We start from the raw sequence: 14,819 nt of genomic DNA on the forward strand, positions 1-14,819 counted from the left end.
GCCCGCGCGGGTCACACCGGGATGTGCCGGGGCGGCGGCAACGGGGCGACGGCGCGCGGTTCGGGGCCCCCCGTCTCCTGGGCGCCCCGCGCACCCCGCGCCCCCTGGGAGCCCTGCGCCTCCGGCTGGGCCCCGGCGCCGAAGGTGGTGAACGCGGTCCGCTCCGGCAGCGGGTAACGCGCCTCGCCGGTCAGCGCGTTGAGGATGGTGGCGCTGCGGTGCGCGATCAGCCCGAGGTCGGGCGCGCCGACGCCATGGGTGTGCCGTTCCGCGTTCTGGACGTAGATGCCGCCGGTGATCTCCGGGTCGAGCACCAGCCGGTAGTCCCTGGTGACCAGGGGCCGGCCGGCGGCGTCGGTGCGGATGTCGGCGTCGAGACCGGCCAGCACCGAGCCCAGGGGACGCTCCCGGTACCCGGTGGCCAGCACCACCGCGTTGGTGAGCAACCGGCTGCGGCCGCCGTCGGGTTGGTGGTCGAGGTGCAGCTCCAGCTGGTGGGCGCCGATCCGGCCCGCCGTGCGCACCCCGACGCCCGGGGTGAGCACCACGTCCGGCCAGCCCCCGGCCACCGAGCGCCGGTACAGCTCCTCATGGATGGCGGCCAACGTGTCCGCGTCGATCGCCTTGTACAACTGCCACTGCCTGGACAGGAGTTGGTCGCGGGTCTGCTCGGGCAGCGCGTGGAAGTAGCGGGTGTAGTCCGGGGTGAAGTGCTCCAGGCCCAGCTTGCTGTACTCCATCGGCGAGAACGCCGGGCTGCGGCTGATCCAGTGCAGCCGCTCGGCGCCGGCCGGCCGGTGCCGCAGCAGGTCGAGAAAGACCTCGGCGCCCGACTGGCCGCCGCCGATCACCGTGACATGCCCGGCGGCCAGCAGTCGGTCGCGGTGCTCCAGGTATCCGGCGGAGTGGATCACGGGCGCGGTGGCCGACGCGTCGATGAGCGGGCGCAGCTGCTCGGGGACATGGGGCGCAGTGCCGATGCCCAGGGCCAGGTTGCGGGCGTGCACCCGGCCGGTGGCCCCGCCCTCGTCGGGGCGGCCGAGCGGGGTGAGGTCGATGTCGAAGACGGCGTGCTCGGCGTTCCAGCGGACGGCGTCCACCCGGTGGTGGAAGTGGAGCGCGGGAAGCTGCTCGCTGACCCAGCGGCAGTAGTCGTCGTACTCGGCGCGGGAGCTGTGGAAGCGTTCGGCGAAGTAGAAGGGGAAGAGCCGCCGTTGGTGCCTGAGGTAGTTGAGGAAGCTCCAGACGCTCGTCGGGTCGGCGAGGGTCACCAGATCGGCGAGGAAGGGGACCTGGAGCGTGGTGCCCTCGATCAGCAGACCGGGGTGCCAGCGGAAGTCGGGGCGCTGCTCGTACCAGGCGGTGCGCAGATCGGGTTGGTCGTCGGCGAGTGCGGCCAGCGAGAGGTTGGCGGGCCCGATGCCGACGCCGACGAGGTCCAGGGGGTAGCGGGGGTCAGCGGCGGTCACGGGCTGCTTCCTTCTTGGGGTCGGTCACGGGTGGTTGTGTGGTCGGGCGAGCGGTCGGGGACGGGTCGGACCCGTGGTCGGGCAGGGAGTCAGGGACGGGGGGTCAGGGGGGTGACGGCGGGTCCCGGCGGAGGGGCGGGCTCGGCCGCCTGCTCGAGGACCAGCTTGAGCAGGGCGACCAGATCGCTCTCCTGCACTCCCGGGTTGAGCAGGGTGGCCTTCAACCACAGCGTGCGCCGGCCCCGTTCGTCCTCGGCCCAGGCCCGGCCGAGCACCGCCCGGCCGTCGGCGAGGAGTTGTCGACGTACGGCGGCGACCCGCTCGTCGCCGGCCCCGGCGGGGCGGAACAGCACGGTGCTGATGGTGGGTCGGGCGTGCAGCCGCAGTCCCGGCTCGGCGTCGACCAGCTCGGCCAGCCGGTGGGCGGCGGCGTAGGTGTCCTCGATCAACCGGGCCAGACCGGCGCGGCCGAGGGCGCGCAGGGTGACCGCGATCTTGAGCACATCGGCCCTGCGGGTGGTGCGCAGCGAGCGTCCCAGCAGGTCGGGCAGCCCGGCCTCGGTGTCGTCGTCGGCGTTGAGGTAGTCCGCCTGGTAGCCGAGCGGTAACAGGGTGGCCCGGTCGGGGACGGTGAGCAGCCCGGCGGCGATCGGCTGCCAGCCGAGCTTGTGCAGGTCGAGGGTGACCGTGTCGGCCCGCTCCAGGCCGGCGAGTTGGTGCCGGTGGCGGGGGCTGAGCAGCAGCGGCCCGCCGTAGGCCGCGTCGATGTGCAGGCCGGCCGGCCGGTGGCGGCGGTGGGCACGCACCAGATCGGCGAGCGCGGGCAGCGGATCGATCGCGCCGGTGTCGGTGGTGCCGGCGGTGGCCACCACCAGGGCGTGCGCGCCCGGGGGCAGCGCCTCGACGGCGGCGTGCACGGCGGCCGGATCCAGCACCCCGGCGGGCGTCGGCAGCACGACGGGGGGCGGCAGGCCGAGCAGCCAGGTGGCGCGGGCGGTGCTGTGGTGGGCGTTGGCGCCGCAGACCACCCGCAGCGGCGCCTCGTCCCGTTCCCTGGCCAGCAGCACGCCCAGCAGGTTGGACTCGGTGCCGCCGGTGGTGACCAGCGCGTCGGGCGCCGGGCCCGACGGGTGGACGAGCGCGGCGAGTTCGGCGGTGACCCGGGCTTCGAGGGCGGAGGCTGCGGGCGCCTGGTCCCAGGAGTCGAGCGAGGGGTTGAGCGCGCTGGCCGCCAGATCGGCGGCGGTGGCCACGGCCAGCGGCGGGCAGTGCAGATGGGCGACGCAGTGCGGGTCCGCGGGATCGGCCGCGCCCCGGGCCAGCGCCTGGACCAGGGTGCCAAGGGCCTCGTGGGCGCCGGTGCCCCGGGCCGGCAGGATCGTTCCACCGAAGCGGGCGTGCGGGGACGTGGGACCGCCGGCGGGCAGCGGCCCGCAGCGTTCGGCCGCGCCCTCGGCCAGCGCGGTCAGCACCGTCTCCAGCAGCGGGCGCAGCGCGGCGGCTCCGGAGCCGCCGCCCGCGAGCGCGGTCGGATCGGGCGGGCGAAGGGCAGGCATGGAGTACTCCAACAGGCGGCGCCGGGGGAACGTCGTGAACGCCCAAACGCTATGCGGTGCCTGCTGCCCCACCCGTCACTTCGGCTCGCTTTCCCCCGATAGAGCGAAGCGGGCCGACGCGCCACCCCTCGGGGGTGGTAAGGGGTGCCTAACCACCCCCGAGGCGGCGTCAGTGGGCGGCGCGTACCCGCAGCGCGCGGCGCAGGTCGTCGAGCTGGTCGACCAGCCTGCGGCGCAGCGCCGGAGTGATGTCGCCGGCCAGGCAGTCCTCGCCCAGCTCCAGGGTGCGCCGGTCGGTGAACGGGGTCGGGAAGCCCTCGTAGCCGACGGTCATGGTGAGCGCGTGGCCCCGGCGGGCGGCCAGCGCCGTGGCGGCCGGGAAGTACCGCTCCACATAGGGCTCCAGCAGCTCCCGCTGCTCCGGATGCCAGAACCCCTCGGCGGTGGCGGCGAAGAGGTAGTTGGAGAGACGGTCGGCCGGGTCGAACATGGCCTCCCAGGCGGCCTCCTTGGCCTTGGCGTCCGGCAGCGCGGCGCGGCAGCGGGCGGCGCCCTTCTCACCGCTCGCGCCCCGGTCGCGTTCGGCCTCGGCGTCGATCTCCTCCTCGGTGGTCGCGCCGAGCACGGCGAGCCGGTGCAGCAGCCGCCAGCGGAGGTCGGTGTCGAGCGCCGGGCCGCCGGGGACGGTGCCCTCGCGCCACCAGTGCAGCAGCGTTTCGGGGGTGTCGGCGGCGGCGATGGCGGAGCGTGCGGCGGTGAGCCGGCGCGGGTCGTCCCCCGTGCCGACGAGCAGCAGTTCGGTGGTCCGCCGGATCACGGCCAGGGCCTCGGCCCTGCGCTCCTCGGGCACATAGCGCCCGGCCAGCGGGCCGCCGGCGAAGGCCAGCACGCCGCCCACGATCGGCGTCTCCCGTTCGCCCGGCAGATGCCGGAGCGCCGCGTCCAGGTAGTCGAACGGGGCGAGTTCGCCGTCCCTGACCATGTCGCGGGCCGCGTTCCAGACCACGGTGCGGCTGAGCGGGTCGGGGAGGCTGGAGAGGGTGGCGAGCGCGGTCCCCCAGGAGCGGGGGTCGAGCCGGACCTTGGCGTAGCTGAGGTCGCCGTCGTTGACCACCAGCAGGTCGGGGCGGGCGCCGGGGTAGGTGTGCTCGGTGGTGCCCTCGGTGGCGTCGAGTTCGATCTCGTACTGGGCGCGGGGCAGCGCGCGTTCGGGTCGGGTGGGGTCGATGTCGTAGGCGCCGAGCCGCAGTCGGTGCGGTCGGCCGCCGCTGTGGGTCAGGCTGAGCCGCCACTCGTCGGTGCCGTCGTCGGTGCGCGGGGTGAGGGTGTCGGGGCCGCTGGTGCGCAGCCAGGCGTCGGCCCAGGTGGGCACGGGGCGGCCCGAGGCGCGGGCCATGGCGTCGATGAAGTCGGCGAGGGTCGCGTTGCCGAAGCGGTGCCGGGCGAAGTGGTCGTTGATGCCGGCGAGGAAGACGTCCTGGCCGAGCCAGGCGACGAGTTGGCGCAGCGCGGAGGCGCCCTTGGCGTAGGAGATGCCGTCGAAGTTGAGCCAGGCGGACGCGGTGTCGGGCACCGCGTCGGCCTCGGGGGCGACGGGGTGGGTGGAGGGGCGCTGGTCGGCGTCGTAGCCCCAGGACTTGCGGACCACGGCGAACTCGGTCCACGGGCGGTAGTCGGTGGCCTCGTCCAGCACCTGGTAGCCCAGGTACTCGGCGAAGGACTCGTTCAGCCAGAGGTCGTCCCACCAGCGCAGGGTGACCAGGTCGCCGAACCACATATGGGCCATCTCGTGGGCGATGACGACGGCCCGCACCGCGCGTTCGGTGTCGGTGACGGCGGAGCGGAAGACAAAGCTGTCCCGGAAGGTCACCAGGCCCGGGTTCTCCATGGCGCCGGCGTTGAACTCGGGGACGAACGCCTGGTCGTAGGAGTCGAACGGGTACGGCTCGTCGAAGAGTTGGTGGTAGCGGTCGAAGCAGCGGCGGGTGATGTCGAAGATCTCCTCGGCGTCCCGGTCCAGCTGGGCGGCGAGCGAGCGCTGGACGTGCAGGCCGAACGGGAGGCCCGCGTGCTCGGTGCGCACCGAGTGGTAGGGGCCGGCGGCCACCGCCATCAGATAGGTGGAGATGGGCGGGGTCTCGGCGCAGCGCCAGCGGCCGGGCCGGTCGGCGTCGGGGGTGGCGATGCCGTTGCCCAGCACCGTCCAGTCCTCGGGGGCGGTGACGGAGACATCGAAGACGGCCTTGAGATCGGGCTGGTCGAAGGCGGCGAAGACCACCGGCGCGTTGGTCATGCAGCACATGGAGTAGAGGTAGGTGAGGCCGTCCTCCGGGTCGGTGAAGCGGTGCATCCCCTCGCCGGTGCGGGAGTAGGGCATCTCGGCCACGACCGCCAACTCGTGGTCGCCGGCGGTCAGTTCGCGCAACGGGAGCCGGCCGTCGGCGAGGCTTTCGACGTCCAGGTCATGGCCGTCGAGGGTGGCGGAGCGCAGGGTGGTGGGGCGGAGTTCGACAAAGGTGTCGCCTGGCTCGCGCGCCGTGAACCGCACGGTGGTGGTGGAGCCGAAGACGGTGTCGCCCCGGGTGAGGTCGAGGTCGATGGTGTAACGCTCGACGGCCAGCTGACGGGCGCGGGCTTCGGCTTCGAGACGGGTGAGTGTCGCCATGACGCCCTATGCTGCCGCACCGCCGGGCGCGGGGCCCAACGAGTTGTCGGCGTGGCCGAGTACGGGGCCCCGATGGCCCGGCGCCGAGGGCACCGGCGGTACCGGAACTCGCGGCGCGGCCGTCTACAAGGGGGGACGGCGCAGGTCAGTGGGGTGCGTGGGGAGCCACCCGAGAATTGGTCCAGTCCAAAGCCTTGACGCTCCCCGGGGCCGCTCCTTAAATCATGCCCGAAGCGAAGGGGTCACCGATTGTCATAAACCCACCCGATGTCATCACCCACCGGTGGCACGGACTCCGCCCGGCCCGTCGCCCGCCCCCGACCCCGACGCCGCCCCCGGGGAGCAGGCACCGTCCCCGGAGGACGCACCGTCCCCCACTCCCGCACCGGAATCGGATGTGAACGCATGTCCCCCACACAGCGCCACGCCCGCACCAACCGCACCACCCGCCGGCTCGCCGGCACCGCCGCCGCGCTGCTCGCCGCCGGCGGCCTCGCGCTCGGCCAACTGCCGAGCGCCGGCGCCCAGGAGGCGGCCGCCGAACCCGCCGAGCAGATCCGGCCGGCCGCCGAGCCGATGACCGTCGCGCCCTACCTCTACAACGGCTGGGGCGATCCGCCCAGCCCGACCACCGTCATGGACGCCACCGGCGTCGAGTGGTTCACCCTCGCCTTCGTGCTCAGCAACGGCTACTGCGACCCGCAGTGGGACGGCTGGCGCCCGCTGACCGGCGGCGTCGACCAGGGCACCATCGAGACCGTCAGGGCCGCGGGCGGCGACGTGATCCCGTCCTTCGGCGGCTGGAGCGGCAACAAGCTGGAGAGCTCCTGCTCCACCGCCGGAGAGCTGGCCGCCGCGTACCAGCAGGTCATCGACGCCTACGGGCTCGCCGCCATCGACATCGACATCGAGGCCGCCGCCTACGACGATCCCGCCACCCAACAGCGGACCGTGGACGCGCTGTTGGCCGTCCAGGCGGCCAACCCCGGGATCAAGGTGTACATCACCTTCGGCACCGGCCAGAACGGCCCGGACACCAGCCTGATCAACCGCGCCGCCGACTCCGGGCTGACCGTGGACGGCTGGACCATCATGCCGTTCAACTTCGGTGGCAACGGCCAGGACATGGGCCAACTCTCCGTCCAGGCGGCCGAGGGCCTCAAGAACGCGCTGATCGACGCCTACGGCTACGGCGAGGCGGAGGCGTACCGGCACATGGGCATCTCCTCCATGAACGGCATCACCGATGTCGGCGAGACCATCACCGTCGCCGACTTCGAGACCATGCTCGACTACGCACAGGAGGTCGGGCTCTCCCGCCTCACCTTCTGGTCGGTCAACCGCGACCGGCCCTGCCAGGGCGGCGGCGCCGACAGCTGTTCCGGAGTGGACCAGCAGCCGTGGGAGTTCACCGGGGTGCTGGCCCGCTATGTCACCGAAGGAGCCTGAGCGATGGGACGAGATACCCGCAATGGGACGATTCTGGCCGTCGCGCTCGGTGCGATACTGGCCGGCGTGGCAGTGACACCGACCGCGCAGGCGGACGAGGAGCCGCGCGCCGTGCCCGATCTGGGCCCGAACGTGTCGGTCTTCGACCCGTCGATGTCGAACGCGGAGATCCAGAGCGAGGTCGACGCGGTCTTCCGGCAGCAGGAGACCAGCCAGTTCGGCAACGGCCGGCAGGCGTTCCTGTTCGCCCCCGGCGAGTACGACGTCGATGTGAACGTCGGCTACTACACCCAGGTCTCCGGGCTCGGCGCGCACCCCGACGATGTGACGATCAACGGGGCCGTCCATGTGGAGGCCGACTGGTTCCAGGGCAACGCCACCCACAACTTCTGGCGCGCCGCGGAGAACCTCTCGGTCAACCCGACCGGGGGCAGCGACCGTTGGGCCGTCTCCCAGGCCGCCCCCTACCGTCGGATGCATGTCCGCGGCGATCTCCAGCTGGACGACGGCGGCTGGTCGAGCGGCGGCTTCATGGCCGACACCCTGGTTGACGGGACGGTGCGCTCCGGCTCCCAGCAGCAGTGGCTCTCCCGCAACACCGACTGGGGCGCCTGGCAGGGCTCCAACTGGAACATGGTCTTCGTCGGCGCCGAGAACGCACCGTCGGGCGACTTCCCCAACCCGCCCTACACCCGGGTCGACACCACCCCGGTGCACCGCGAGAAGCCCTTCCTCTATGTGGACGACAACGGCGACTACCAGGTCTTCGTCCCCGCCCTGCGCACCGACACCTCCGGGGTGAGCTGGGCGGACGGCACGGCCGACGGTGAGTCGCTGTCCATCGAGGACTTCCATGTGGTGCTGCCGGGGCAGGGCTCGGCCGAGATCAACGCGGCCCTGGAGAGCGGCAGGCACCTGCTGATCACCCCCGGGATCTACGATCTGGACGACACCCTGCGGATCACCGAGCCCGACACCGTGGTGCTCGGCCTGGGTCTGGCCACCTTTGTGCCGCGGAACGGGGTGACCGCCGTCGAGGTCGCCGACGTGCCCGGCGTCAAGGTCGCCGGGGTGCTGATCGACGCCGGCGAGGAGAACTCCGAACTGCTGATGGAGGTCGGCCCCGAGGGCTCGTCCGCCGACCACTCGGACAACCCGATCTCGCTGCACGACGTGTTCTTCCGGATCGGCGGCTCGCATGTCGGCCGGGCCACCACCAGCCTGGTGATCAACAGCCATGACGTGATCGGCGACCACCTCTGGCTCTGGCGCGGCGACCACGGCTCCGGCATCGGCTGGAACCAGAACACCGCCGACACCGGGCTGGTGGTCAACGGCGACGACGCCACCATGTACGGGCTCTTCGTCGAGCACTACCAGAAGACCCAGACCATCTGGAACGGCGAGCGCGGGCGCACCTACTTCTACCAGAACGAGATGCCCTACGACCCGCCGAACCAGGACGCCTGGATGGACGGCGACACCCGGGGCTACGCCGCCTACCAGGTGGCCGACTCGGTGACCGAACACCAGGCGTGGGGGCTGGGCGCCTACTGCTTCTTCAACGCCAACCCGGGCGTGGTCGCCGAACGCGCCTTCGACGTACCGGAGTCGCCCGGCGTCCGGTTCACCCATATGGTGGCGGTCTCGCTGGGCGGCGGCACCGGCGCCATCGAGCACATCATCAACGACACGGGCGGCCCGGCCAACGCCCAGAACACCGTGGCCAACCTGGTCGCTTATCCCTGATCCAGGGCCCGCGTCGACGCGCCCCCGCCGGCCGAGGCGGGGGCGCGTCGTCGGCTCGTCAGGGTCCTTCGGTGCTGTCGGCGCCGTCGGAAGGGCGTTCGCCGGCGATGGTCTCGTGGTGTCTGATCACCTCGGCGATGATGAAGTTGAGCAGCTTCTCGGCGAACGCCGGATCCAGCTTGGCGCTCTCCGCCAGCTCCCGGAGCCGTATGATCTGTCGCGCCTCACGCGCCGGGTCGGCGGCCGGCAGACGGTGGTCGGCCTTCAGCCGCCCCACCCGCTGGGTGCACTTGAAGCGCTCCGCCAACATGTGAACCACGGCGGCGTCGATGTTGTCGATGCTGTCGCGCAACGAGTCCAACTCGCCACGCACACTGTCGTCCAGGCCGCCCCGCGCGACGACGCCCTCGTCCGTGCTGCTGTTCTCCATGAACCCAGCCTAAGCTGCGCGCATGATCGCGACCTTTCAGTGCGTTGTCGTCGACTGCCCCGACCCCCGCGCCCTCGGCGCCTTCTACCACGGGATCCTCGGCGGTGAGCTGGCCGACGGCGAGCCGCCCTGGGTGGAGCTGACCACCCCCACCGGGCTGCGGATCGCCTTCCAGCGGGCGGAGAACCACCAACCCCCGCAGTGGCCGGACCCGGACCGGCCACAACAGTTCCATCTGGACTTCGACGTGCCGACCCGCGCCGACCTGCCGGCGGCGGAGGCCGGGGTACTGGCCCTGGGCGCCACCCCGCTGCACGACAGCGGCGGCACCGAGAGCGGCTTCCGCGTCTACGCGGACCCGGCCGGGCACCCCTTCTGTCTCTGCTACGGGCAGCTGCGCGACCTGCCCACGGCGGACGTCACCTGAGCGGCCACCCGTTCGGAAATAAGCGCGGCGCGGGGCGAGTTGGCCGTGGCATGGACATCGGAGTGGTGCTGTCAGGACAGAACGTGACCGGCGACAACTACGTGGACGGGGTCGTCGCGCTGGCCCGCGAGGCGGAGGCGGCCGGGGTGGCCTCCGGTTGGTTCGCGCAACGGCTGGACTACGACGCGGCGGCGCTGGCCGCCGTGATCGGGCATGTGGTGCCGAGGCTGGCCCTGGGCACCTCGGCGATCCCGGTCTTCGCCCGCCATCCGGTGCTGGTGGCCGGGCAGGCGCTGACCGCCCAGGCCGCCACCCGGGGCCGGTTCCAGCTGGGGCTCGCGCTGGGCGCCAAACCGCTGGTGGAGAGCGCCTTCCGGCTCCCCTACGAGCGCCCCGTCGCGCTGCTGCGGGAGTTCCTGACGGCGCTGCGGCCGCTGCTCAGCGACGGCACCGTCGACTTCCGGGGCGAACTGCTGGGCGCCGCGCCGACGTTGCCGGTCTCCCTGCCGGGGGCCGATCCCGCGCCGCCGGTGCTGGTGGCCGCGATGGGGCCGCAGGCGCTCCGGGTGACCGGCGAACTCGCCGACGGGACCCTGCCGTTCCTGGCCGGGCCGCGCGCCCTCGGGGAGCATGTGGTGCCGGCGCTGACGGCGGCGGCCGAGGCGGCGGGCCGCCCGGCGCCCCGGGTGGTGGCGCTGGTGCCGGCGGCGGTCACCGCCGAGGTGGCCCGGGTGCGGGACGTCGCCACGGAGGAGTTGGCCTTCTACGAGTCGATCCCGTCCTACCGGCGGGCGCTGGATCTGAGCGGCGCGGACCGGGCCGGTGAACTGGCGCTGGTCGGCGACGAGGAGACGGTCGCGGCCGGGATCCGGCGGTACCGGAACGCGGGCGCGACCGAGGTGGTGCTGACCCAGACCGCCATGGGCGGCGAGGCGGCCCGCCGACGCACCTGGCGGCTGGCCGGCGAGCTGAGCGGGGCCCGCGTCTGAACGGGACCCGCCGCGTCCGGGCCGCCGCCCGGACGCGGCGGGAGCTGTCGGCCACCCGACGCCCGCCGGGTGTGGTGGCGACGGGCCCCGGGTGCGATATGACGGGCTGGCGCGGGGCCCGCCGTCGGGTCCATGGTCGCCCGCCACGCTTTCCTGTCGCTTTCCCGAGGCTCCCCGTCCCACGCGGGCCGGCCGTCATTTGATGGCCCCGGCGGCGAGCCCGGCCGCGAGCCTGCGCTGCACCAGGACGAAGAAGACCAGCACCGGCAGCGTGATCAGGGTGGAACCGGCCATCACCGCGCCCCAGTCGGTGCTGTACTGCCCGAAGAAACGGTGCAGACCGACGGCCGCGGTGTACTTGGCGTCGTCCTGGAGGAAGACGAAGGCGAAGACGAACTCGTTCCAGGCCACGATGAACGCGAACACGCTGGTGGCCACGAGCCCGGGCGCCACCAGCGGCAGCAGCACCGAGCGGAACATCCGCCACCAGCCGCAGCCGTCCAGATAGGCCGCCTCCTCCAACTCCTCGGGCACGGCCGCGACAAAGCCGCGCAGGGTCCAGATCGCGAACGGCAGCGAGAAGGCGAGATAGACGATGGTCAGCCCCAACAGGCTGTTGAGCAGCTGGAGATCACGCATCTGCAGGAAGAGCGGGATCACCAGCGCCTCCAGGGGCACCATCTGCACCACCAGGATCATCACGAGGACCTTGGTGCGCAGCCGGAAGCGGAACCTGGCCACGGCCACGGCGGCGAACAGCGCCAGCAGCCCGGAGAGCAGCACGGTGCCGAGGCCGACCAGCGCGGAGTTCCGCAGATAGCGCCCGAACTCGCCGGTGTCCAGGACATGGCGGAAGTGGTCCAGGGTGAAGCCCTGCGGCAGCACGGCCGCGCCCCGGTGGTCGGCGCCCGGGTCGAAGGCGGAGGAGACCATCCAGTAGACGGGGAAGAGGGTGAACACCAACAGCGCGGCCACGGCCACCGCCAGCCCGAACCGCCGCTGCGGGGTCGTCCGGTTCACAGCTGCTCCCCCTCCCTGGACAGGGCCTTCACATAGCCGACGGTGATGGCGAGCAGCAGCAGGGTGAGCAGCACGGCGATGGCCGAACCCATGCCGTACTCGTTGCGGCTGAAGGACTGGATATAGGACCAGACGCCGAGGTTGAGCACATCGGGGTTGGCGCCGGCGCCGCCCGGCATCAGATAGATCTGCGCGAACACCTTGAAGTCCCAGATGGTGGAGAGGATGGTGACCACCAGGAACACCGGCCTGATGGTCGGCACGGTGATCCGCCAGAACCGCTGCCAGGCGTTGGCCCCGTCCATCAGGGCGGCCTCCGGCAGCTCCCTCGGGATGGTGAGCAGCGCCGCGTAGACGGTGATCGCCACAAACGGGAAGCCGTGGTGCACCACGTTGAGCGTGGCGATGGCGTAGAACGACCAGCGGTCGGTGAACCAGTTGGTCTCCCGTGGCTCGATCGCGCCCACCGCGTCCAGGCCGCCGCTCACCACGCCGTTGAGCGGGTCGAAGATCCAGATCCAGACATAGGTGCCGGTGACGGCCGGCATCGCCCAGGCCGTCATGATCGCGGTCGCGCAGACCAGCCGCCAGCCGCGCCCCAGACGGCGCAGCAGCAGGGCGACCAGGGTACCGAGCACCACCGTGAGCAGCACACAACTCAGCGCGAAGAGAACGGTGTTGGGCAGCACCGTGGTCCACAGGAAGGAGTCCCCCAGGATGGACCGGTAGTTGTCGAGGCCGGTGTAGTTGCTCTCGCCGGTGTTGATCTGCCGCAGCCCGTAGTCCTGGAAGGACAGCAGCACCACCCGCGCCAGCGGCCAGAACAGCAGCACGGCGAGCACGCCGAGGGCGGGCGCCAGCAGCAGCCAGGGCCGGAGGGCCCGCGCCCGGGCCGCGCGGGCCCGGCGCGCGGCGGCGGCCCGGGCCGCCGGGCCCGTCTCAGTCGCCAAAGGTCTCGTCCATGCTCGCCGCCGCCTCCGCGGCCGCCTCGGCGACGCTCCGGTCGCCGGCGAGGATGGACTGGAGCATCCGCTGGAGCACCTGCTCGCCCTGGATCGCGCCGTACTTCTCGGTGACCGGCAGGTTCCGGCCGGCCTCCAGCATCTGCTGGGCGAACGGGGCGACCAGCGGCTCGTCCCTGGCCTGGACCTCGGCCAACAGGCTCTGCTGGCCGGGGAAGTAGCCGGTCTGCTCGGCCCAGTCGGCGGCGAACTCGCCGGTGGTCATCAGGGTGATCAGCTCCCAGGCCAGCTCCGGCTGGGAGCTGTTGAAGTCGCCCAGCAGCGAGCCGCCGACGAACGACGGGCTGAACCCGCCGTCCTGGCCGGGGACGGGGACGACCCCGATCCGCTCCGCCCACGCCGGATCGGACTCCAGCAGGGTGGTCACCGTCCAGTTGCCGTTGATCACCATGGCGGACTGGCCGTTCTGGAAGCTCTCCAACTGGTCGGTCTCCAGCCAGGTCTGGGCGGCGGCGACGGAGAGGTCGTGTTCGGTGGCGAGCGAGGTGTAGAAGGCGATGCCCTCGATGGCCGCCGGCTCGTCGACGGTGGCCCGCCAGCCGCCGTTCCCGTCCGGTTCGGCGATCTCGCCGCCGGCGCCCCAGATGAACGGGGAGAGCCCGTGCTCGGCGCCGCCGGAGACCGGGAACGGGATCATCTCCGGCTCCAACTCGCGCAGGGCCAGGCCGACATCGCGGAGTTCGTCCCAGGTGGTGGGCGGCTCAAGACCGTGCTCGGCGAAGATGTCGGCCCGGTAGATCAGCGCCCGCACGCCCGCGTACCAGGGCATCCCGTAGGTGGCCCCGTCGACCGTGCCGGCCTCGTACAGCCCCGGGACGAGATCGTCCCCGAGCCCGTCCGCCTCGATGTCCCCGGCGAGATCGCGCAGCGCGCCCGCCTCGCCGAACTCGGGGGCCCAGGTGGTGCCGATCTCGGCCACGTCGGGCAGCTCGTCGCCGGCCATCGCGGTGGTGATCCGGTCGTGCGCGTCGCCCCACTGGATGAACTGGACGTCGAGCGTGGCGCCGGTGCGTTCGCCGAACTCCGCCTGCAGCGCCTCGACATAGGGCCGGGCGTCGGGGTTGGTGCCCTCCATGAGCCACAGCGTCAGGGAGTCGGCCGAATCGCCGTCCCCGCCGCAGGCGGTGGCCGCGCCCAGCGTCAGCGCGGCGGCGGCCGCGCAGGCGGTCAGCCGGCGGCGGCGCCCGCGCCGGGGGTGTCTTCCGGAGGTGTGCGTCATTGCCTCTCCCGTCCTCACCGTGGGTCCCACAGGCCGCCCTTCCGCGCGGCGGCGATGTGACAGCGATGTCCACCCGGGGATCGCTCCACACCTCAGGAGCAACACCGTTTATGGGCTGGACCTTTGGCGGCCGGCGGAACCCGGAGCCGGCCCGGCGCGTCCCACCGGAACACGCAGAGGAGGTACGTCGTGCGACAGAAGATGATCGTGCCGACCATCGCGATCGCCGGCCTGCTGCTGGCCGGCTGCGGCTCGTCCGATGGCGACGAGCCGGCCGAGAACGGCCAGGGGAACGAGGCCCCGAGCGAGGAGGCACCGGAGGAGACACCCGACGAGAACCCCGACGAGGAACAGCCGGGCGGCGAGCAACCCGACGGGACCGACCCGGACGACCCCGGCGGCGAGGAGCCGGGCGCGCACAGCCAGGCCGCGTTCCAACAGCGCGCCCAACTGCTGGTCGACACCTGGCCGGAGCCCGAGCCCGCGGGCCCCGAGGGCGAACACCTCGCGCCGCTGACGGCGCTCGGCGAGGCCGATCCGACGGCGGACGAGCTGACGGTTCAGCTCGGCCACGGCCAGTGCGACGCCGACTTCGGCGCCTGGGTCGCCGAGACCGACGAACTGGTGATCGTCGGCGGCTGGATCGAGCCCGATCCCGACGTCGAGATGTGCGCCGAGATCCTGGTGCTGGACGAGGTCCCGGTCGAGCTGGAGGCCGCGCTGGGCGACCGCACCGTGGTCGACGCGCTCAGCGGCGCCGAGCTGTGAACCGGCCGTAGCGGTACCCACGCATGACGGCGCCCGCCCTTCGGTCGGGGAGGGGC

Annotated in this window: 12 protein-coding genes; 5 read left to right on the top strand and 7 right to left on the bottom strand. The window is 72.6% G+C overall.

Annotation, left to right across the window (positions count from 1 at the left end):
• Positions 1 to 11: 11 nt before the first annotated feature.
• From AOM46_RS15035 to pepN, 3 genes are all read right to left on the bottom strand, one after another.
• Positions 12 to 1,469 carry a lysine N(6)-hydroxylase/L-ornithine N(5)-oxygenase family protein gene (locus AOM46_RS15035; protein WP_078856842.1) on the bottom strand — a complete coding sequence of 486 codons (1,458 nt, stop codon included), beginning with the start codon at positions 1,467 to 1,469 and terminating at the stop codon, positions 12 to 14.
• A gap of 89 nt (positions 1,470 to 1,558) precedes the next feature.
• Positions 1,559 to 3,025, bottom strand: a complete 1,467-nt coding sequence (locus AOM46_RS15040; protein WP_062211322.1) for a pyridoxal-dependent decarboxylase — start codon at positions 3,023 to 3,025, stop codon at positions 1,559 to 1,561.
• Positions 3,026 to 3,194: 169 nt separating this feature from the next.
• The gene (gene pepN / locus AOM46_RS15045; protein WP_062211325.1) at positions 3,195 to 5,690 is read right to left on the bottom strand and encodes an aminopeptidase N; all 2,496 of its coding nucleotides are present in this window, start codon (positions 5,688 to 5,690) and stop codon (positions 3,195 to 3,197) included.
• Between the two features lie 405 nt (positions 5,691 to 6,095).
• On the opposite strand from pepN, the gene AOM46_RS15050 reads away from it, so the two are divergent.
• Entirely contained in the window at positions 6,096 to 7,139 is a 1,044-nt protein-coding gene (locus AOM46_RS15050) for a chitinase (protein WP_062211328.1), read from the top strand.
• 3 nt (positions 7,140 to 7,142) lie between these two features.
• A complete protein-coding gene (locus tag AOM46_RS15055; RefSeq protein ID WP_078856843.1) occupies positions 7,143 to 8,888 on the top strand; it encodes a coagulation factor 5/8 type domain-containing protein in 1,746 nt (581 codons plus the stop codon).
• A 58-nt stretch (positions 8,889 to 8,946) separates the two neighbouring features.
• Here AOM46_RS15055 and AOM46_RS15060 read toward each other — a convergent pair whose 3' ends face one another.
• The gene (locus AOM46_RS15060; protein WP_062211331.1) at positions 8,947 to 9,318 is read right to left on the bottom strand and encodes a chorismate mutase; all 372 of its coding nucleotides are present in this window, start codon (positions 9,316 to 9,318) and stop codon (positions 8,947 to 8,949) included.
• A gap of 22 nt (positions 9,319 to 9,340) precedes the next feature.
• Between AOM46_RS15060 and AOM46_RS15065 the strand changes: the two genes are divergently transcribed.
• Together AOM46_RS15065 and AOM46_RS15070 are read left to right on the top strand one after the other, a co-directional pair.
• Entirely contained in the window at positions 9,341 to 9,745 is a 405-nt protein-coding gene (locus tag AOM46_RS15065) for a VOC family protein (protein ID WP_062211334.1), read from the top strand.
• A gap of 50 nt (positions 9,746 to 9,795) precedes the next feature.
• A complete protein-coding gene (locus AOM46_RS15070) occupies positions 9,796 to 10,734 on the top strand; it encodes a TIGR03564 family F420-dependent LLM class oxidoreductase (protein WP_062211337.1) in 939 nt (312 codons plus the stop codon).
• A gap of 195 nt (positions 10,735 to 10,929) precedes the next feature.
• On the opposite strand, the gene AOM46_RS15075 is transcribed toward AOM46_RS15070, so the two are convergent.
• Genes AOM46_RS15075 through AOM46_RS15085 form a run of 3 tightly spaced genes read right to left on the bottom strand, consistent with a single transcriptional unit; the run spans position 10,930 to position 13,995 of the window.
• Positions 10,930 to 11,754: a carbohydrate ABC transporter permease gene (locus tag AOM46_RS15075; RefSeq protein ID WP_062211340.1), complete on the bottom strand. Its 825-nt coding sequence runs from the start codon at positions 11,752 to 11,754 to the stop codon at positions 10,930 to 10,932.
• Entirely contained in the window at positions 11,751 to 12,704 is a 954-nt protein-coding gene (locus AOM46_RS15080; RefSeq protein WP_062211342.1) for a carbohydrate ABC transporter permease, read from the bottom strand. Before AOM46_RS15080 ends, AOM46_RS15075 begins: the two co-directional genes overlap by 4 nt.
• Positions 12,694 to 13,995 (bottom strand): sugar ABC transporter substrate-binding protein, encoded by a 1,302-nt coding sequence (locus AOM46_RS15085; protein WP_062211344.1) that lies wholly within the window; start codon positions 13,993 to 13,995, stop codon positions 12,694 to 12,696. Before AOM46_RS15085 ends, AOM46_RS15080 begins: the two co-directional genes overlap by 11 nt.
• Before the next feature lie 189 nt (positions 13,996 to 14,184).
• On the opposite strand from AOM46_RS15085, the gene AOM46_RS15090 reads away from it, so the two are divergent.
• Positions 14,185 to 14,763, top strand: coding sequence for a hypothetical protein (locus AOM46_RS15090; protein ID WP_062211348.1), 579 nt, complete (start codon positions 14,185 to 14,187; stop codon positions 14,761 to 14,763).
• The last annotated feature ends 56 nt before the right edge of the window (positions 14,764 to 14,819 follow it).

Source organism: Streptomyces sp. NBRC 109706 (assembly GCF_000974485.1).
GTDB lineage: Bacteria > Actinomycetota > Actinomycetes > Streptomycetales > Streptomycetaceae > Streptomyces.

Excerpts from the sequence above, each read along its gene's own strand:
- AOM46_RS15040 (WP_062211322.1), bottom strand. The coding sequence starts at position 3,025 with ATGCCTGCCCTTCGCCCGCCCGATCCGACCGCGCTCGCGGGCGGCGGC.
- pepN (WP_062211325.1), bottom strand. The coding sequence starts at position 5,690 with ATGGCGACACTCACCCGTCTCGAAGCCGAAGCCCGCGCCCGTCAGCTG.
- AOM46_RS15050 (WP_062211328.1), top strand. The coding sequence starts at position 6,096 with ATGTCCCCCACACAGCGCCACGCCCGCACCAACCGCACCACCCGCCGG.
- AOM46_RS15055 (WP_078856843.1), top strand. The coding sequence starts at position 7,143 with ATGGGACGAGATACCCGCAATGGGACGATTCTGGCCGTCGCGCTCGGT.
- AOM46_RS15060 (WP_062211331.1), bottom strand. The coding sequence starts at position 9,318 with ATGGAGAACAGCAGCACGGACGAGGGCGTCGTCGCGCGGGGCGGCCTG.
- AOM46_RS15065 (WP_062211334.1), top strand. The coding sequence starts at position 9,341 with ATGATCGCGACCTTTCAGTGCGTTGTCGTCGACTGCCCCGACCCCCGC.
- AOM46_RS15070 (WP_062211337.1), top strand. The coding sequence starts at position 9,796 with ATGGACATCGGAGTGGTGCTGTCAGGACAGAACGTGACCGGCGACAAC.
- AOM46_RS15085 (WP_062211344.1), bottom strand. The coding sequence starts at position 13,995 with ATGACGCACACCTCCGGAAGACACCCCCGGCGCGGGCGCCGCCGCCGG.